This is a genomic window from Psychrobacter sp. 1Y6 (genome assembly GCF_052258385.2).
Taxonomy (GTDB): domain Bacteria; phylum Pseudomonadota; class Gammaproteobacteria; order Pseudomonadales; family Moraxellaceae; genus Psychrobacter.
The window spans coordinates 1,577,689-1,596,427 of the sequence record NZ_JBQQEW020000001.1; the positions used below are offsets into that span (position 1 = coordinate 1,577,689).

Here is an 18,739-nt window from a genome sequence, read left to right on the forward strand (position 1 = left end):
GCCATCAAGCAGATGCCACTGGCTGCAGATTTTTAGATAGTTCAGGATAGCGATGCAATAACCGTGTGACGGCAACCAAACACGCATGACGCTCCATCTTGCCTGCCGAGTGTGTAAAGGTGAACAGTGTAGGCATAATGAGCGCTGCAAAGGTGCTGTCAGCCAATGCCACATCACGAAAGGTCTCAATCAACGCCAGTTTGGCACGACTCGCAGATATGGGTTTTAGCGTGATGTTGCTATCTGACTCAGCGTGCTCTGATGACTGTGGTGATGCTGAGCGCTTATCTGAGTAACGTTGTTGCTTATGCTTATTGCTGTCACTAGCATTGGGCTCTTGCGAACCGCCTAGACGACCAGGTGGTAGCTCAAAAAGACCACGGCGTAGCAGCATCAATAATTGGTCGACTTCTGCAGGCAAGCTTGCCAAACGTCTATCTGACTGTTCTGTTATGACTGGTTGAGCGCTGTTGTCTTTATCTGGTGCAGCATCTTTATCTTTACTATCGCTACTGGTTGGTTGCCAGTTTGGAGACACGTGACGCGCCTTGTAGTGTTTCCATAGCATAGTCACGGCAGCATAACGTACTTCACGGTCTGTGCTTTGGGTCAATCGATATAAAGACTGCACATCTTGGAAATTGGCATGACGCTGCAGCAAGGTGATGCCGATTTGGCGAGCGACTCGCGCTTTGCTTTCAATCAAAGCATTCAACATGCCAGCATTCAATTGTGCTGACTGGATGTGATAACGTCGATTGGCAACAGATGGCTTGTCCAATAGCGCACGCTTTAGCAGTTGAGTGATATCCGTATAGGGAGATTCTGCCATCATTAGCCATAGGGCTGGCGTTGGTTGCCACGTCGCCATCTCATACTCACTCAGTAATAAGCCAAATGCTCGCAGCTGGCTGTTACGGTGTTGCAGTAAAGGAATGACGCGCTCTGCATCAAAGAACGAAGAAGGGATAATCGCATCGGGATCGACTGGTCTGTCTGTCAGTGCCATACAGATCTGTTCATGATGATGACTGAGGTAGCTGATCGCAAGCTCGCTGATAGGTGCAGTAGCGTCATCTGTTGCCATATGCCACAGTGCATTGGCACCTGCAAAAGTATCGTCTTCAGACACCTCTCTCGATTGACCACTCAGCATCTGTAAAAAAGCGGTTTCGGAAATAATCTTTAGCGGCGCACCATCGGCGATTAAGCTTTCGGCTTTAACTTGCTTGCTACCTTTACGGCCATTGCCATATAACGGTGAACCATCATCACCGATGACTAGATAATCCAACTTGCCATTAACAGCACCACTGATGGCACCATTAGCTGCTTTCACAACTTTTTCGGCCTCGCCACGAGTCATGCTTTGCATCTTGCCTGTGAATAAATACCGTTGGCCAGTTAAATCTACTTCAGTAGCAGCGTCGCTATTTGAGTCTTTATCGTCAGTGCCATTACTGGAAGCGTTGTCAGTAGAGTCGCCTTCATTGCTGTCGAGATATGCGATAAAGTCGGCAGGCAAGAATCCTTTGTTAATGCGTTCAATCGCAAATTCACGATAGAGCGCTTGTTCGCTATGCGCAAGATTCATAAGCCAGTCGAAACCTAAATCTATCGGCGCAAACCGACGCACATCAGACAGCCAATCCCGCACGTTTTCTGCTAAGTACTCATCAAAGGCCAAGTGCTTTTGCCAGTTTTTAATAGGAGTGTCAGCAGATTTTAATTGTTCAATATATTCACTTACTTGCCAATCAGGCTCATAGGCAAGTGCATGCCAATAGCTCATATCAAGCGTTGCTGCTGACAGTATATCTTCATTAAACCAATCGGTAATAGTGGATTGCGACAGTGGATGTAATAGCAGCATTTGCCACACGGCAGCATTTACTTGGCTCAAATCCAAACGTCTGAGCTGGCCCAACGCAAAGTCCATGCAGTCGCTGTCGTTATTAGCAGCGAAGTCCTGTTGCTCTGGTATATCTAACTGCTGGGCAATGCGAATAAAGTATTCAGTCCCTAGCTCTTTTGCGCTATAAAGCTCAGGCAGCTTTTTTATGGCAAATTTTACGCTGTGTGTTCTGCCGCTAGTCAGTCGTTCAAAAAACCATTCAGGGGTTAAATCGCGCCTCGTAAAGTGTTTGCTAAGTTGCTTGCTCGCCGTTTGATAGTGATGCTCGGTGTCTAACAGCTGACCCCAACCGTTGACACCGATATCAGAAACAGGATCACGACTCAAGATATTGTTGATGGCAAATGCTCTAACAGGCTCATAATCTGACATGGCCAGTAGCATCAGCTCAGTGAGCGATAAGTCTTGAGCGTAGCTTTTGGCATAGCCAATCGCATATTGATAGGCGGCAGGATAGTGTGAATGGAGTAGTTGCAGTACGACTTGATGCAAGCCCAATACTTGAAATTTAGACTTTTCAAAATGCGGTGAATTTTCTAATAGCCAAACAATCATCTCATCCCGCGCTTTACTGTGCGCTTGTCCAGCAGATAGATATTGTAGCGTCTCACCACTCACATCACGTAATTGGGTCTTGAAATCGTGCTTTAGGCTATCGGTTGCAAACTGTCTGATAGCCTCGTTTTTGGCGATGGTCAGTAACTCAATAAGTGGTTCAGGGTCTCGTTGCCATGCCTCAGAGAACGCGCGACCTTTTGCATCAAAGAGCTTGCGAGGTGAGCGACTACTAAATCGATTGACACCATAATCAAGGCTATTATGGAAACAGATATGATTAAGTACCCAGCTGTTCGTTTGTTCAGGACTGCCAGCTGTCATGGTTTCGTCATAGCTGGCGAGTACAGAGACGGCAGCATCAATATAGCCAATTGGCATTTGCTGACCCAATTGCCGCAGATAACGCCATGCTCTGAGGCTCATATAGGTTTTGGTGGCGAGGCTGACCGCAGAGTTGGCGGTTTGATTGAAACGCTGTAAATCAATCTTGGCAGCTATTTGTCCAAAAATCTCATAATCTTGAGAAAATTCAGCTTGCTTATAAATACGCTTTAAACCTTTCCACACACCGTAGCTGACTGGCAAAGCTGTAATGGCTTGTTTTAAAATAGTTCTAGAATACGCGCTGCCATCTTCCCACAGTGCGGTCAGTATTATGTGGATTTTGTAGCGATCTGGGAGGGGGTAAACACCTTCGTCTGCTTCCAGTTTGGTAATCATTGCCACACGCTCTGCAAACTGTACTTCGGGGTGTTGCTCCCGAAACTGATGACTAAATATCTTATCTAAAAACCGATCAAAAGTAAGCTCATGCTCAGGGATGGGCGTCTCGGGAATCGCATCAGCTTGAGTTGCCAATGTACATAATTTATCGACCAAACTTGGATCTTGGGCTTGCCAAGCTTGCTGAATTTGTGAAAATGACAGACTCATAGAAATTTGCCTTAATTTTTATTTTGTCGGTGCGCGTAATTTTGTAGCACCATAAAAGCGCGTTTCACAGAAAATATCAAGGACTTTTGTAAGGAAATATATAGGCTGCGACATATAGCGTCGCGCATAATTTTATTTGCAATTATATATTGACAATAATAACTGTTATGAGGCAAACTTAACGAGTTGTGAGATTTAGCGTTTCACCGTTTACGGTGAGGGGCGACGTTGCGTCGTCCACGAGTCAAGCCATTACATTTTACCCAAGGAAGACTGTTTCAGTCCTGCTAATACCTAGATAAAGGCCCTAGTGTCATTAGCTCGCTGGCGCAATCACGCAATCGTGATTGAGCTAATGCACTAGGGCCTTTATCTAGGTGCAGTCCAGTGAGTCTTCCATGTACCAGGTCATGAGGTAGATTACACAACAATTGAGTGCTACATCATTATGATGGCACTCAAGGCCTTTAAAGCAAAACCGGAGTAGGGCTGTTTATTCAGCGCTACTCCGGTTTGTTATTGCCTGATTATTAGTTGATAATAAAAAAGCCCTTTGTGATAGACAAAGGGCTTTTTAGTACAGAAAGTATGATTTCATACGGAACTATTTATCCCCAATAACCATCAGGACATTTAGGCAATTCAACTAACGTGCGACGTAACGCATCTGACCACTGATGACGAATCGTATTAAAGTACTCGTCACGCTCATCAATACGTCGGCCATTGGGTAGAGCTAGGCTGTCATTGTCATAAAGTACAAAATCTATCGGCATACCGACTGATAGATTTGAGTGAATCGTGGAATCAAATGACAGCATCAACGCACGTGCCGCGTGTCTTACATCCGTGTTATAGCTGACAGAACGATCCAAAATAGGTTTGCCATATTTGCTTTCGCCTAACTGAAAGAAGGGCGTATCTTCAGTGGCTTTGATGCAATTGCCTTCAGGATAGATTAGGTATAGCTCAGGTGGCTGTCCTTTGATTTGACCACCAAGCATAAACGAGCTAGTAAATGCACCATCACGACTAGAGTTAGCGACTGCTTTTGCATGGTTCATAACATCACGCATACATTCACCAACCATTTGCGCGGCATCAAACAACGTCGCTACTGTATTGAGGTTACTCTCAGCACGCTGGTCAATGTCGCTTTGTAGTTTATTGAACACTGCCTGCGATGTCGCTAAGCTGCCAGCTGTCTGTAATACCATAAAACGCTCGCCCTCAACGCCGTATTGATACAACTTTCTGAATGTCGATATGTGATCAACACCGGCATTCGTGCGCGTGTCACTGGCAAAGACCATACCGTCTTTTAGACGAATGGCAGCACAATAGGTCATAAGATACCCTTGATGAAAAAAAGTAATAGAAAATAGCAAACGCTATGATAGCTTTTTGACTAATACCAAACTGTAAAGATTTTCGTAACCGCCGCCCATACGCACGCCGCGAACAGGCGCTGTATCTAGATAATCTCGCCCAATAGCCACGTACACATGTGAGTTTGGGGTAAATGCCTGATTTGAGATATCAAAAGTATACCAGTAACCATCCAGCCAAACCTCAGCCCATGCGTGACTGGCCATGTGATTTTCGGTATCGTCATACAGATAACCAGACACATAACGCGCTGGAATCTGTTGATCGCGCAAGATACTTAAAAATACATGCGTATGGTCTTGGCACACACCGGCACTTGTCGCAAAAGCCTCAGCAGCGGTCGTACCCACATGTGTGACGTCTTTGACAAAAGGCATTTTCATAATAAGGGCATTTGCCATCGCCTTTAGGCTGTCATGAGTAGGCGTTTTTAGATACGGCGCTGCGAATTCTCGCATCTCTTGTGAGCATTTGGTCAACGGGGTTTGTACGGTAAATAGCAAGTAGGGAACATGATCCATATCCTCTAAACGTTCGGTTTCGGTATTGATCTCAACGATACCCGACGCCTGCATTTGTAAGTTGTTATGTGCCTCGTTACGACTGAGCGTGAGCCATGCATTACCAAAGCCGTCCTTTTGGTTGGTCGCCACTTTAGGGAGCATCACATCCCATTTATGAATGGTCTGATGCGGCATTTGCATGGGGGTCATGCGTATATACTGTACACTGCGCTGCGCCAGCTCATCGTAATAATAGTTGGTTTGGTGACTGATTTGAAGTTTCATGGCATTTTCCTTATAGCATCTTTCTATCTTCTGTTTATTCCATATGTCTCATGAGCCGTTGTTATTGGTTTTTGGCTAGACACCTTCTATACACCTTGACGCAATATGAGATTGAACTCTTTGCTAATCAGCGCAAAATCACTAAATTTCTTTGACCTAATCATTTGGTTGGTCAAGCGGATAAGCTCACGCCAGCGCGTATTCTCCGGCAACTCATTAATCCAGTGTCTGAATTCAAAACTGATCTCTGTTGAATCCTCTCCCAACAAGACGGCACGCTCAAGCTGCTCAAAGTGACGCCCTAATTGCCAAAAGCAAGTCACTGTCGGATTTTCTTGTTTCATCGCAGCGTTACACGCGTGTAGCTGCAAAGTCGCTGCTCGATACGTGCCAGCACTCGATAAACGCTTGATCAAGTTATATAACTCAGCGGTATCTTTACCAATGACACCTTTGGCCTCTTGGACATTGTCCTCAATCGATTGCACGATATTGGGTATGATGTTTTGTTCCAAATCAGCCATCATTTGTGCTTTCATGGTGGTCAGTGACACTTCACCATCAACGGCAAACCCTAAGTGACTAATTAGATGTCTGATCTGTGATTTTTTGAGATCGCCTTTGATAAGTTGTTTCATCACATCGTCGTAGTAATACAGACGCTCACTATATCGGCCTAGCCATATTAAGTGACTGGCGGTAGAGAGTAGCAGTATCATGGGCGCATCATCTAAACTCTCGTAACCTGTTTCTAAGGGCTGGACACGATCATAGTAGTTCGCATGTCCTGAAGCATTGACACCTATTGATGATAAAGGCGAGCACTTGTCGGTCTGCTGGCTATCTAAATCACTGTCATCAATAATCCAAGTGTCTTTGATACCACCGCCTTGTGATGAATTGACGACCAAAGAGCCTTCAACCATGGCTACTCGTGTCAGACCACCGGGAACAATATCTACTGTGCCATCACCATGACTGAGGATAAAGGGACGCAAGTCAATATGACGCGGTGCGATACCATCGCTTACGGCAGTAGGATTGGTAGATAATGAGATAGTCGGCTGGGCAATAAAGCCGGCTGGGTTTTCAAGCAAGCGCAGGCGATATTCTTCGATTTCTTTTTTGGTTGATGTTGGACCAATAAGCATCCCGTAGCCGCCTGAGCCCTGTGTTTCTTTTACCACTAGCTTGTCTAGATTGTCGAGCACATATTTGAGATCGTTGGGCTTACGGCACTGGTATGTCTCGATATTAGGTAGGATGGGCTCTTCATTTAAGTAGAATTTAATCATATCTGGTACAAAAGGATAGAGGCTCTTATCATCGGCCACGCCCGTACCTGGGGCGTTAACAATCACCACGTTACCAGCACGATAAGCACTCATTAGCCCTGACACACCCAATATGGAGTCAGATTTAAAGGCTAACGGATCAATATAGGGATCATCAATGCGGCGGTAGATTACATCGACTTGTACCTTGCCGCGAATGCCTTGCATATAGACTTTGCTGTCCTCAACGACCAAATCATACCCATGGACGAGTGGTACATTCATCTCATGCGCTAAGAAGGCATGCTCATAATAGGCACTGTTAAAACGACCTGGAGTTAGAATGACGACTTGTGGATCATATTTGGATGTAGAGCTGGCTAGACAGGCTTTGAGACGGTTAGGATAATCACTGATGCCCATAATAGGCGTGTCAGAAAATATATCAGCTAATAGTGTCTCTGATATATTGCGACTCTCAAGCATATATGAGACGCCTGATGGGGTACGCAGGTTATCTTCTAACACACAAAATTTACCTGTCTCGTCTCGAATTAAATCAATACCGCTGATGTGCGAATAGATAGGTTTGTCGAGCTCAATGCCCATCATCCATGGCTCATAACAGCCACTGGCATAGACGTAGCTGGCAGGGACAATATCGGCCTTCATGATGGCTTGGTCATGGTAGATATCATGTAAGAATGCATTGAGAGCGGTGATACGTTGTTTACAGCCTGCTTCTATTTGTTTCCATTCGCTCGCGGCAATAATGCGTGGAATGATATCAAACGGAATCATACGCTCGATGTTTTTGGCATCGCTATAGACGGTAAAGGTGACGCCTTTACGGTAAAAGATATTTTCTGCTTGTTCGTTTAGATAATTGAGGGCATCCATGTTGATGTTATCAAGCCAATGGCCAACAGCTTGTGCCACTGGGCGATACTTACCCTTACTGATCTGCAATTCATCGAAACTTTGTGGCTTTTTCTCAGGTTTGTCTAAAGTGTCTTTTGTTAAGGTATCTTCGATCGGTGTTGACGCGGGACTTTTAGTATTGTCATTTGGCACTTTGATGGATTGACTCTGACTCTGACTTTGATTTGTAGATTTTTCTTTGTCTGGGTTTCCATCCTTAGACTGACTTTGAGATGCTATTTTATTCATAAATACCTCACGTATCCTTGGTAAAGTTATACTTTATGATGAATACACTGTCTATGCTAAGTAGAGTAGCACTTGTACTGCGCCCAACAGGTAGTCTATCTCCTGTATGGACTATACAACGGTTACTGAGCAATATACAACAAGAGTTAAATAATAGATTTTTAAAAACTTGAATCTAATTCCAATAAGTTTAACTCAATAAAAACAGGAGGAGAGAAGACATGAAGCTACGTGGTAGGTTTTTAATGCTGGCAGGTATAGGGTTGTCAGCGACTATCAGTATGACTGGCTGTGGTAGCGAACTACAACAAGATATCTTGCCCGCTGGTAGCACAGTGGTCGCACTTGGCGACTCATTAACCTATGGTTACGGCGCAAATCCTAAAACAGCGTATCCTACGGTGCTAGCAGAGCTAAGCAAATGGAACGTCATTAATGCAGGGGTCAATGGTGATACGTCTGAAGATGTGCTTACTCGAGTGAATGAGATCACTGAGCAAAACCCAGATTTGGTCTTACTGGGTGTGGGTGGTAATGATGTGTTGCAGCGCATTGCGCCTGATACCACTCGTGCCAATATCATCGCGACTATCGATACCTTACAATCCAATAATATTGATGTTGTCCTAATCGCTGAGCCGCATCTCAGTACCAGTGCTTTGTTTGGTAAGGCCAGTGATAATCCACTGTATGAAGATATTGCGGAAGCTGAAGGCATACCTCTATATTCTGATGGCTGGTCCACTGTACTGTCAGATGATGCATTGAAATCTGATAAAATTCATGCCAATGCTGCAGGCTATAGACAGTTCGCTGAAGGGTTGCATGATTATCTAAAAGACGAAGGGTGGGTACGTTAAACCACAATGTAAACCACAGCTTTTAAGCTTAAAGATTATGAGTAGAGCGTATGTCTGTAGTCAGTGTATGAAGCACAAAAAAGCAGAGAGTTTATTGACTAGGTTCTCTGCTTTTTAATTTTCATTTTGCTAATGACAAATAGTCGATAAATTTAATAGCCTAGTCTTTTTCATTGTCACCTATGACGACTACCAAACCTTCATCAGCAGCTATCTTACCTTCGCAGATATCTTTATAAACCTCTAGTAAGCCATTGACTCCATCAAGCTCTTGAATCTTTAACCACGCACTAGTTTTTGCGGTGCTATTCATGATGTAGTGCATAGAGCGTTTATTGAACTCTTCAGGGCCCCATTCTTTCATACGTTGCTGTACATGACTGGGCGCAAAAAACTGCTGGCTACGCGCTTGAATGATACCTTCGGTATGACGTGGCTCGTCCCAGTGCGTAAGACCGACATTGCTGGTGTAGCGCATGTTATCGCCTAAGTGTTTATGTAGACGGCTAAGCACGTCAGTGTTGGCCGACATATCGACAATAACCGTTGGCTGATTTGCATCAATATGCTCAAGGGTGTCATAGCTAAGCACACTGTTATAAGCGTCAATTGACTTAACAAAATCTATATTGCGGTTTGAGGTTAGACCGATAACGTGCGGTGCGTCTTTATCATCAGCTAGGCCATATGCTAAACCTGTACTGGTCTTACTTGATGCACTGATAATCACTACTTGCTCTGCACCAAACCAGTCATTACTCTTCAATAGATCATGTAAGCAAAATGAGGTCAGGTGCAATACGAACAACAGCATGCGCTGATCGTCATGAGCGCGGTCATAGCCTCGTTCATGATTGACGCGCTGGTATAAGTTATAACCGGGTGGTAGCTCGGCACGATGGACACTACCATCCAGCAGGCTACTCTGCGTGACTCGCTTGGGTGTTATGATCAATTCATTGGCGGGCGGGAAGTAACCGAATAAGCGCTCACCGATAGGTAGTGCATCGCTATTTGATTCGATCACATCACCAAAGCCCCAAACTGGAATAATGCCCCATTTCTCAGATTCGTCACCATTTGGCGGAAAAAACTGCCAATAGCGTAATTGGTCACCCATGACTGCATAAGTAATATTATTCGCAGTAAAGGCAAAGCGATCAACTTTGACACGTACTTCACCATCGCCGAGAGTGTGTATAGGCGACTTTTGTAGACGAGCTTGGGTTAGGTTTGCTTTATTGGTTTGAAATTCTTGCATGGTTATTTCCTTTTTTATTTTATAGTTGTCGGATTAAGTATTAGCAGTTTTGGCTTGATGCCATGCCGTAATCTGCATGATTTCACCCATGAGTTTGGGCATGTTTGCAGCGGCTTTTGGTCCTGCTTCTTTTAAACGATTAAGAATAGCAAGCTCTTCAGGAGGTGTGTCTTCGCTGGCTCGTACCAATTTGGTGAAGCCATCTAAGCGATTGTTAATCATCCATTCACGTAGCGCAGGCTCTTTTGACCAACGCATCTGATTCTGCATTTGTTTAACAAGGCCAACCAAAAAGTCCGTATCATGATTTGGGATTGGCACCACTTGGCACAACTCATTTTTGATGGTTTCGTCATCGTAATTGGCCTCGATGTGGGCGATAAATGCCGCACTGAACACAGGCTGATAGGTACGTACGGTTTGTACCACCACAGTATCACCTTTGAACACATCGTACGTCTCTGTCACTGGTACTGCCCGTGCAGAGCAGTCGATATGCATGGTGTTGGGGGTGGTAGAAATGCTGTCCTCACCAAAATAAATCTTGTCAGTATCTAAGCGAGTTATGCGACCTTTACGCACAATATTTTTAACACGGCGTAATTGCTTAAGCTCTTCACTACTAATGGTGGCACCATGGAACATTTGCGGGCGTACATTTGGATCAATACGCATTAATACGCCGCCTTTTTCTAAACGATTAAACAGGTCTTCGATGTTTTTAGCTTCAGCAATCGCTTCTGCTTGAGTAGCCTGTGCTCCAATAGTATGGGTGAAAAAATCACGAGAGGGTTGGGTGTTTTTACGATCGATCAGCCAAGCGTCTCTTGGCATAATCCATGTGATATGGTCTGGATCAATTTGGTTTTCTAGTAGCCATAAAACCGCATCTATACCTGTCTTTCCGCCGCCGATAATCACGTAACCATCACGGAGTTTGGTTAAACTCGGCAAATCATTTAGTGGTCCAAATTTGACACCTTTAGTAATCTCGAAGTTTGGGGTATGGGTCGCTGGTACTGAGGTTTTAAAGTAAGTACCATCAATGATTTTCTTATTGACCTTAACCTCATAGCTGGTATCAGACAGCAACGATGAAAACTTGCCGTCGCCTTTGTACTCACACATCGGGAAGTATTTCACGCGGCCACTTGGTAAAAACGTGTGCTTCATGACTTTATCAAAGTACGCCATGACTTCTGCGCCTGACGCCAGCTCAGATAAGCCTTTATTTAAACCAATTTTATCAATCATACCGCCGCAAAGCTCACGTGAGCTAACGCCATAAAAAGACGACGGCTGATGTAGTGTGACAAACGAATAGGCATCGTTCCAATGACCACCTGGCTTATGATGTTTATCGACGATAATAATATTAGCATCTGTTTCTGTGAGCAGCACATCGGCAAAAGCCATGCCCACCGCGCCACTACCAATGATTAGATAGTCCGTTTCTAGCTGTTGAATACTCATAGCGTCCTTACTCTAAGTTGAATTTTCATCAATACAATCAATTTATAATCGTTTGTGCATAACAGTGTTATATACTAGAATAACACTGTTATAATTGTCAAGACATAGTGAGAATCTAATGGATGCCAGAACCAAAATACTAAACGCCGCATCTGAGCTTTTCTTAGAAGGGGGTGGGGACGCCTTGAGTGTACGCGCTATATCCAAGCGGGCAGGACTGTCCACCATCGGTATATACAGTCACTTCCAAGGTAAGCAAGGCATACTAGATGCGCTGTACATAGAAGGGTTTAATCTCGTTCGTGAAGCCATGGATGTCATTCCAGAGGGTAGAGCAAACAAAGAGCAAGTGCTAGAGGCGTGCCTAGGGTATCTCAATGTAGGCGAGCAACACGAGGCGCATTATCGACTGATTTTTGGGGAAACTGATGCAGGATATCAGCCCTCAATCGAGGCCACTGCAGCCAGAGATAGCGCGTTTTCAAAGTTGGTTCGGGTGGCAGGTTCTTATTTATCAGAAGATGCTAGCATGACGGAACGTCGGCAAATAGCGTTAGATATCTGGGCAATCGTACATGGGTACGTCAGTATCAGTCACCATGTGGTGTTCGCCGATGGACTGGAGCTAGACTGGAAGACGATGGCACTTCGTGTGGTTGAAGTACAGTTGGATGCCATTGACCTAACCAAAGCTAAGTATTAATAAAGCCTTCCCGAACAACCCGGTAAATCAGCAGTATGAAGGTAACAATAAATATTAAATAGCGATTCGTAAATATTGCTCGCAGGTAGGTACATAGCGTTTAAATAATCCATTGCTTTACTTAAAAATCAAGTAAGCAAACATATGTCTTTTATCTTGTAAACTGCATTATTTTAGGTTATTTTTCAGTATCGTTTACCGTTCTTTAACCAAGGAGAAGCAGTTTGGATACTAACTTATCACCGCTTAAGATTTCAGTGGTTGCAGCGCTGACACTGCTTACAGGCTCGCAAGTATTTGCAGAGGCCAAGTATGGGGATTATGGTACAGAAACGGCGCTGACGCTTGCCCGTGATTATGCTGGTCGTTATACAGGTTCCGATAAAGAAGTCCAAGCTGCTGATTATATGCAGCAGCGCATGACCATCGATGGCAGTAACAACCAAGTCAATCGTCAAACGTTTGATTTCGTAGCGCCTCGTGGTTTGTTCAGAGGTCAGACGTTAACGAGTAATAACGTTGTCGTAACCCAAAAAGGCAGTGCTGACACCAACAGAACGCTATTTGTCGGCGCACATTATGATTCTGCCGTTGCCTATCCAAACTATGAAAATCTAGAGGCACTGGACGATAATGCTTCTGGGTCTGGCGTCTTAACTGAGTTGACCAGAAACTTGACTGGCATTGAGACAGAACATGATATTCAATTTGTGGCATTTGGTGCAGAGGAGGGCGGTCTCAATGGTTCAAGGGCGTTTGTTAATCAACTAACGGACGCGGAAAAATCAGCAGCGTTGGGTATGATTAACCTAGATAGTCTGATTACAGGCGACAAAATGTATGCCAATGCAGGGCGAAATGCTTATGACAATGATGGCAACGAAGTAGCTGCCAATGTAAGTTTGCGTGAAAATGCACTGCGCATTGCAAAAGAGCTTGGTATTACACTAGAAGTCAATCCAGCCATTATTGCACCAGGTGAGACAGAGCCATACGAGCCTTATGGTGTTGGCTGCTGTAGCGATCAGGAGTCTTTTGATAGCGTCATGCAGGTCGTCGGGTTTGAAGCGACTAACTGGGGCCTTGGGCCTAATTATGATGGTTATACGCAAACTGAAAACCCAGATATTCCAGGCGGCTATACGTGGCATAACCCTGCATTAGATAACGAAGAAGTACTTACTGTGGCCTTTGGTGCAGAACGTATAGCCCAAAGAATGCGTGACTACTCACGTATCATCAGCAGATTGATTGTTGAGCAAACCAATGCTGATATCATCGCATCAACCAAAAGTGCGCTCAATCTTCAAAATACAATGGGCGCTGCGTTAAAAAATAATGCTAACGACTCACACTCAGCAGTGCTTGAGCGCGCCAATGCTTTAGCATTACATACTCTCGATGATGCGCAGCCTTTTGATACCGAGTCGCGTACTCAGGTTTGGGTAGATGGCTCCCAAAGCTACGTGGATGCTGATGAGGTGCAAGAGGGCACTCGCGCTAATATTGGTCTATATGGCGAATATACCGTACAGCCGAGCTGGCGTGTTGGCGTAGGTGTACAAGCGGCCAATCAAAACAACAAAAGGGTAGAAAACGGTATTAAAAAAGACACAAGCTATGGTGTGCAAGCCTATTCTTTATTGGGCGGTAAAGACACGGCTTGGTGGAACACTACATCTCTAAGCTTATCTAAACATGACTTGGACGTTAATAGAACTGTAAGACTGGATGGTAATGACGGCATCAACATTATCAACAATGGTGAACGCGGTGATGCGGATGCCGATGTGTTTAGCGCATACAATGAGCTTGGCTATAATTTCCTTATCAAGAAAAATGTCGCACATGGCGCCTTTTTGGGTCTGAATTACAGTGATACAGATATAGATGGCTATACTAGCGGCAAGGCAAACTCTCGCACTGCGTTAAAGGTTGATAGCACCTCTAGCGAGGCATGGGATTCAGAGCTTGGTTATCAGTTACAGTATGGCTTTAATTTGATGGGCACGCCTGCCAAACTTCAAGGTAAAATCGCTTATGTGCATGTTATCGACGATGGTTTAACAGACAGTTTATCGACAACCTCTTTAGCTGATGGACAAACGAGAAACGTTAGTATTACCCAAACAGATAAAGATGATGACTATGGACGTTTTGAGCTGAGTGTGAGTAACAAGGTTCATAAAAACGTTTATGCGTATCTGAATGGCGATACCACCTTTGCACGTAACGATAAGGACAGCTCAGTACAACTAGGCTTGCAATATCAATTTTAAATCTTAATGTGTGAATGTCAGATTGCGCTGCTCAATAATTCATTTATGAGCAGCGTTTTTTGCTTATGCATGTCAATATATTGATTATAAGTGCATATTACTGATTGCCGCTACAATACTCAGATATCATTGATATCAATGTGTGCGAAATATTAAAAGAATAGAGGGTGACGTGTATGTTTGGCATCATAAAAGACTGGCGTGAACAGCGCATACTAGATGATAGTGAATTTAGCCATGCTGACTGGAAAAAGGCAGCCGAACGTATTGTCATATTGGATCGATTAAGTACCGATGAGCTATCACATCTGTTTGAGCTCGCAACATTATTTTTAGCTGATAAATCTATCACTGGTGCACAAGGTTTTGAGATTACCAATACTGTCAGACAATCGATTGCACTGCAAGCGTGTTTGCCGATCTTGAACTTAGGCCTTGATTGGTATGCTGGTTGGTCATCCATCATCATTTATCCTGGCTCGTACAAGAGTGCTAGCACCACGGTGGATGAGTTTGGGATCGTCCATGAGGGCACTCAGCACCGTAGCGGAGAAGCATGGCTGCGAGGGCCTGTTATTCTTTCATGGAAAGATGCCAAGCACTCAGGTGAACGTGACGGACATAATGTTGTCGTTCATGAATTTGTACATAAGCTCGATATGATGAACGGCCGCGCCAATGGTTTTCCACCGATGCAACCTGATATGGATCCTGCAAACTGGACTCAGATTATGAGTCGCGATTTTGAAGATTTTCAAACACATCGCAAGTCAGGGCTTGATCGTTATGGAGCAACCAATCCTGCAGAATTTTTTGCCGTTCTCAGCGAAGTGTTTTTTGAAACGCCGCAAAAGCTAGTTGATGCTTATCCGGATATTTATGAGATTATGGTGAAGTTCTTTCGTCAGACGCCGTTATAAGTGATATTTATAGGGATGGTGATAGTAAGCTGTATTTAAGACAGCATAAGCCTATTGGAATTGGGGAGGCTGAGGTGACTAACGCTATAAGTGGTAATGTGGCAACAATAGAAATCTATGAAAGTGCTGATGGAAAAGCGCAAGTAGATGTACGTTTCGAGCAGGATACTGTCTGGCTGTCACAAGCACAAATGACCGAGTTGTTTGGTCGTGATTAATCAGTAATTTCTCGTCATATCGCTAATGCCATAAAAGATGAAGAAATGGCTGAAAAAAGCAATATGCAAAAAATGCATATTGCAAATTCAAACCGTCCTGTGACTTTTTATGACTTAGACGTGGTTATATCAGTCGGTTATCGCATCAAATCTTCTCAAGGTGTGCAATTTAGGCGTTGGGCAACGCAGCGCTTACGTGAATACTTGGTACAAGGCTATACGCTCAATCAAAAGCGCTTCAATAAAAACTCTACTGAATTGCAACAGGCGCTAAAATTAATCAAAAAAAACCGCATAAGCCCCGAGCTTAGAACTGACAAAGCTTGTCATTAAAAACGATAACAAAAACCATGTAGCACAAGCTGTTATATATATTTTTTCGAATATATATAGCATTTATAACCAGATAGAGTAGGCTGCCATTTAAACAAGTCTTATAGAAGTTGTCGGGCAATCTTTCTCTACACCTTAAACCGTCCATTGGTCATTAATGATAGCCACCAGATATCGCTTGCCTTGATACTCATCAAATACCAAGCGCAGTACCCGCCAGTCCATACCATCATACTCATCCGTGCCTTTATAATAAAACTCCACAACATCTGATGTTTGGTACATCTCTTTTAAGTTATTGATAGAATTACCATTATTTTTGAATTCATTGACATTGATACTAGCACTATTGAATTTTTTGCCATCTACCCAAGTATCCAAATAAGTAGGCAACGGTGTAACCAACAGATCGCCAGTGCCGTCTTTTTCGCCCCAAATAAATTGAATGTTAGACTGCTGTAAATACTGTGCAAATTGCCCGCGGCTAAAGATTTTATCTGATTCAGGCCGTACATAAGCGTACATCGAAAAACGAACGCCACGTGTTGGATGGATGTCATTAGTGATTCTAGAAAAGTCCTTATTTGCTAGTGCGCGCTGTATACGTAACGCTTGCTGTCTAAGAGTTTGCTGACTGATATCAGCATTACTAGGTGTTGATGAGCTACTGGTTGACTGAGATACAATGGCTTCACTGGACTCAGAAGCAGACTGACAACCCGTCGCAGCTAGCGTGAATAACAGAAGGCTGCTAGAGACTAATGTCGCAGATTTTTCCTTAAAAAAAGCAGGTAATGTCATCATAAAATCATCCTTAGCACAGTTATTAGCGAAAGAAACATCGCTATAAATTGTCATGGGAACCGGTAAAAAATACCATAAAAGCGCTATGTAATCGATATTTTGGTAAGTAAACCTGAATGATACGATAATACAGCAGAGTCCGAATATAGGTATGATGTAATAGTCGGTAACACTTATAGGACAGAAGCTCGCAGAGAACACCATGCCAACATATAAATCGCTGACATTACTATTGACCATAGGACTGATGTCTGTCGGTCACGCTATAGCGGATGTATCAAAAGCAGCTCAAAAACAAAATGCCATGGCTAATATAAAGATTGCGACTATCACGAAAATGTACCAACAAGATATTGATGATCAAGGCATGAGTCATCCTGTAGTGCTGCAGCAATACGCTGATGCTGACTTGCAAGCAGCCATGCAACTTGAGCAAGAATATTTTGATAAAACTCAGACATCCTGTAATATAGATTACGATGTACTTTGGAACTCGCAAGATCCTGACTATACGCAAGACAAAAAGTTTTCAATAACTGGTCAAGGATTGGTTCAGGTTAGCTTGGCACAAGGTAGCGATGTTTATTATGAGCTGTCATGTGATGACAATGATAAAACTTGCCAAGTCGCAGACGTGGTTTTAGATCGGGATGGCAAAACTTTGCGTCAGCATTTACTTGAAACTTGTCGTTAGTAAAAGTCTATAACGAATATCAAATCCGAGTTAAGGTATAAGAATGACATGGTATAAATGGTTTTTCGCTTAGCTACTAAAACCGTTGGTTTGTTTTCGCATAATGTATATTATGTTAAATAAGGTTTATTAGGTTATAGGCTTAAGCCTTACTAAATATAGAATCATAACGATTATGTATTTCTGATGCTATTGGATATAAATATCTCACCAAACTGTTTAGCTCTCACCGACTAACTCTTTCCTGTTAATTAAACCGAATCTTTTGGGTGATATTTTACGCTTGATTAGTGTTACTTCTAAGCATCTCTCGCAGGCAGATTATTACATCGGTCACCTAACGATTTATTAGACGTTGAAATTTGCATGCTCTATATGATTAGCGGCTAATATTCTATGCTTCGCTAAAATATTAATGGCTATTTCCAAATGTGTCATTAGCTTTTTATTCGAGATGATCATGGTTATTCGTCTGCGATAGTTTATTTATTATCTATGTCCGTTGGCTAAATCCTTAATATAGAAAAGCTGATAACCTATTTTTGATAACCATCGTTTGTATGGTTAGATATCCTCTAATACTGCCAACCCAGATTAAATTGCAAAAACTCAGCCAAACGATATAACTCCTTCGAATATTTCTAATCTTAGCTAGCCTTCAAACGCTATACCTAAGTCATCACGTATAACCTTTTAAATTGAAATCATAGTCAAATTGTCTATGTATTAAAGCTGACGCTATTTATTCTTGCAAAGAGATGAATTTTATCTACCTATAAACAGTAGCCCTCTATTTGTTGTTACCAAGCCATTTTTAAGAGGAATGAGCTATCTATTGATATTTTTTAATGTATCTAGTCTTTTGTTATATATTTTCTATAAACCCCTCAAAATTGGTGCATTCTAAATTTGCACAGGACAGTACTATGACCCTGATTTTTATATTCTGTGCGAGTACAGGAGCGTATGCTTTGTAGAAAATATGCTCAACTCCTTGCCGAATCACTCATGGACACCATAATCGCATTTAACTATGTATCGAAATAACTGGTAAAAATGCCGTGTAACCCTCTCAGCGTATGGCCTACTCAATATTTGGTCACTATGCTATAATTATCCCCAAGTGAACCTTGGGGATAATTAAGTATCAAAACTATTACTCTATAA

General features: G+C 43.1%; 14 protein-coding genes. 7 read left to right on the forward strand and 7 right to left on the reverse strand.

What is annotated here, in order from left to right; translation table 11 throughout:
* Positions 1–4 precede the first annotated feature (4 nt).
* The 4 genes from ACTXGF_RS20310 to ACTXGF_RS20325 all read right to left on the reverse strand — a co-directional run bounded on the left by ACTXGF_RS20310 (position 5) and on the right by ACTXGF_RS20325 (position 8,027).
* A complete protein-coding gene (locus ACTXGF_RS20310; RefSeq protein ID WP_443535280.1) occupies positions 5–3,406 on the reverse strand; it encodes a BRCT domain-containing protein in 3,402 nt (1,133 codons plus the stop codon).
* A 608-nt stretch (positions 3,407–4,014) separates the two neighbouring features.
* Positions 4,015–4,755 carry a proteasome-type protease gene (locus ACTXGF_RS20315; RefSeq protein ID WP_201570928.1) on the reverse strand — a complete coding sequence of 247 codons (741 nt, stop codon included), beginning with the start codon at positions 4,753–4,755 and terminating at the stop codon, positions 4,015–4,017.
* Positions 4,756–4,797: 42 nt separating this feature from the next.
* Complete coding sequence (locus tag ACTXGF_RS20320; RefSeq protein WP_201579743.1) at positions 4,798–5,583, reverse strand: transglutaminase family protein; 786 nt, start codon at positions 5,581–5,583, stop codon at positions 4,798–4,800.
* A gap of 86 nt (positions 5,584–5,669) precedes the next feature.
* Positions 5,670–8,027 carry a circularly permuted type 2 ATP-grasp protein gene (locus ACTXGF_RS20325; RefSeq protein ID WP_443535283.1) on the reverse strand — a complete coding sequence of 786 codons (2,358 nt, stop codon included), beginning with the start codon at positions 8,025–8,027 and terminating at the stop codon, positions 5,670–5,672.
* A gap of 221 nt (positions 8,028–8,248) precedes the next feature.
* Here ACTXGF_RS20325 and ACTXGF_RS20330 point away from each other — a divergent pair, with 221 nt between their 5' ends.
* Positions 8,249–8,887 (forward strand): GDSL-type esterase/lipase family protein, encoded by a 639-nt coding sequence (locus ACTXGF_RS20330; RefSeq protein ID WP_443535284.1) that lies wholly within the window; start codon positions 8,249–8,251, stop codon positions 8,885–8,887.
* A gap of 160 nt (positions 8,888–9,047) precedes the next feature.
* Here the strand turns inward: ACTXGF_RS20330 and ACTXGF_RS20335 are convergent, their stop codons facing one another.
* Together ACTXGF_RS20335 and ACTXGF_RS20340 are read right to left on the reverse strand one after the other, a co-directional pair.
* The gene (locus ACTXGF_RS20335; protein ID WP_443535286.1) at positions 9,048–10,148 is read right to left on the reverse strand and encodes a DUF2855 family protein; all 1,101 of its coding nucleotides are present in this window, start codon (positions 10,146–10,148) and stop codon (positions 9,048–9,050) included.
* 33 nt (positions 10,149–10,181) lie between these two features.
* Positions 10,182–11,621, reverse strand: coding sequence for an NAD(P)-binding protein (locus ACTXGF_RS20340; RefSeq protein WP_443535288.1), 1,440 nt, complete (start codon positions 11,619–11,621; stop codon positions 10,182–10,184).
* A gap of 118 nt (positions 11,622–11,739) precedes the next feature.
* Here ACTXGF_RS20340 and ACTXGF_RS20345 point away from each other — a divergent pair, with 118 nt between their 5' ends.
* From ACTXGF_RS20345 to rhuM, 5 genes are all read left to right on the forward strand, one after another.
* Positions 11,740–12,324: a TetR/AcrR family transcriptional regulator gene (locus ACTXGF_RS20345; protein WP_443535290.1), complete on the forward strand. Its 585-nt coding sequence runs from the start codon at positions 11,740–11,742 to the stop codon at positions 12,322–12,324.
* A gap of 224 nt (positions 12,325–12,548) precedes the next feature.
* Complete coding sequence (locus ACTXGF_RS20350) at positions 12,549–14,603, forward strand: autotransporter domain-containing protein (RefSeq protein ID WP_443535292.1); 2,055 nt, start codon at positions 12,549–12,551, stop codon at positions 14,601–14,603.
* Positions 14,604–14,779: 176 nt separating this feature from the next.
* On the forward strand, positions 14,780–15,523 hold the full coding sequence (locus ACTXGF_RS20355) for a M90 family metallopeptidase (protein ID WP_443535293.1): 744 nt from the start codon (positions 14,780–14,782) through the stop codon (positions 15,521–15,523).
* Between the two features lie 74 nt (positions 15,524–15,597).
* Positions 15,598–15,741, forward strand: coding sequence for a virulence RhuM family protein (locus ACTXGF_RS20360; RefSeq protein WP_443535295.1), 144 nt, complete (start codon positions 15,598–15,600; stop codon positions 15,739–15,741).
* A 45-nt stretch (positions 15,742–15,786) separates the two neighbouring features.
* A complete protein-coding gene (rhuM, locus tag ACTXGF_RS20365; RefSeq protein WP_443535297.1) occupies positions 15,787–16,074 on the forward strand; it encodes a RhuM family protein in 288 nt (95 codons plus the stop codon).
* Between the two features lie 135 nt (positions 16,075–16,209).
* Here the strand turns inward: rhuM and ACTXGF_RS20370 are convergent, their stop codons facing one another.
* Positions 16,210–16,878 (reverse strand): hypothetical protein, encoded by a 669-nt coding sequence (locus ACTXGF_RS20370; RefSeq protein ID WP_443535299.1) that lies wholly within the window; start codon positions 16,876–16,878, stop codon positions 16,210–16,212.
* Between the two features lie 202 nt (positions 16,879–17,080).
* Between ACTXGF_RS20370 and ACTXGF_RS20375 the strand changes: the two genes are divergently transcribed.
* Positions 17,081–17,572: a hypothetical protein gene (locus tag ACTXGF_RS20375; protein WP_443535300.1), complete on the forward strand. Its 492-nt coding sequence runs from the start codon at positions 17,081–17,083 to the stop codon at positions 17,570–17,572.
* Positions 17,573–18,739 lie beyond the last annotated feature (1,167 nt).

What these genes read in the sequence shown, in the direction of transcription:
- ACTXGF_RS20345 (WP_443535290.1), top strand. Translation starts at nt 11,740, where the DNA reads ATGGATGCCAGAACCAAAATACTAAACGCCGCATCTGAGCTTTTCTTA.
- ACTXGF_RS20375 (WP_443535300.1), top strand. Translation starts at nt 17,081, where the DNA reads ATGCCAACATATAAATCGCTGACATTACTATTGACCATAGGACTGATG.
- ACTXGF_RS20330 (WP_443535284.1), top strand. Translation starts at nt 8,249, where the DNA reads ATGAAGCTACGTGGTAGGTTTTTAATGCTGGCAGGTATAGGGTTGTCA.
- ACTXGF_RS20325 (WP_443535283.1), bottom strand. Translation starts at nt 8,027, where the DNA reads ATGAATAAAATAGCATCTCAAAGTCAGTCTAAGGATGGAAACCCAGAC.
- ACTXGF_RS20315 (WP_201570928.1), bottom strand. Translation starts at nt 4,755, where the DNA reads ATGACCTATTGTGCTGCCATTCGTCTAAAAGACGGTATGGTCTTTGCC.
- ACTXGF_RS20335 (WP_443535286.1), bottom strand. Translation starts at nt 10,148, where the DNA reads ATGCAAGAATTTCAAACCAATAAAGCAAACCTAACCCAAGCTCGTCTA.
- ACTXGF_RS20370 (WP_443535299.1), bottom strand. Translation starts at nt 16,878, where the DNA reads ATGATGACATTACCTGCTTTTTTTAAGGAAAAATCTGCGACATTAGTC.
- ACTXGF_RS20355 (WP_443535293.1), top strand. Translation starts at nt 14,780, where the DNA reads ATGTTTGGCATCATAAAAGACTGGCGTGAACAGCGCATACTAGATGAT.
- ACTXGF_RS20310 (WP_443535280.1), bottom strand. Translation starts at nt 3,406, where the DNA reads ATGAGTCTGTCATTTTCACAAATTCAGCAAGCTTGGCAAGCCCAAGAT.
- ACTXGF_RS20340 (WP_443535288.1), bottom strand. Translation starts at nt 11,621, where the DNA reads ATGAGTATTCAACAGCTAGAAACGGACTATCTAATCATTGGTAGTGGC.
- ACTXGF_RS20320 (WP_201579743.1), bottom strand. Translation starts at nt 5,583, where the DNA reads ATGAAACTTCAAATCAGTCACCAAACCAACTATTATTACGATGAGCTG.
- rhuM (WP_443535297.1), top strand. Translation starts at nt 15,787, where the DNA reads ATGGCTGAAAAAAGCAATATGCAAAAAATGCATATTGCAAATTCAAAC.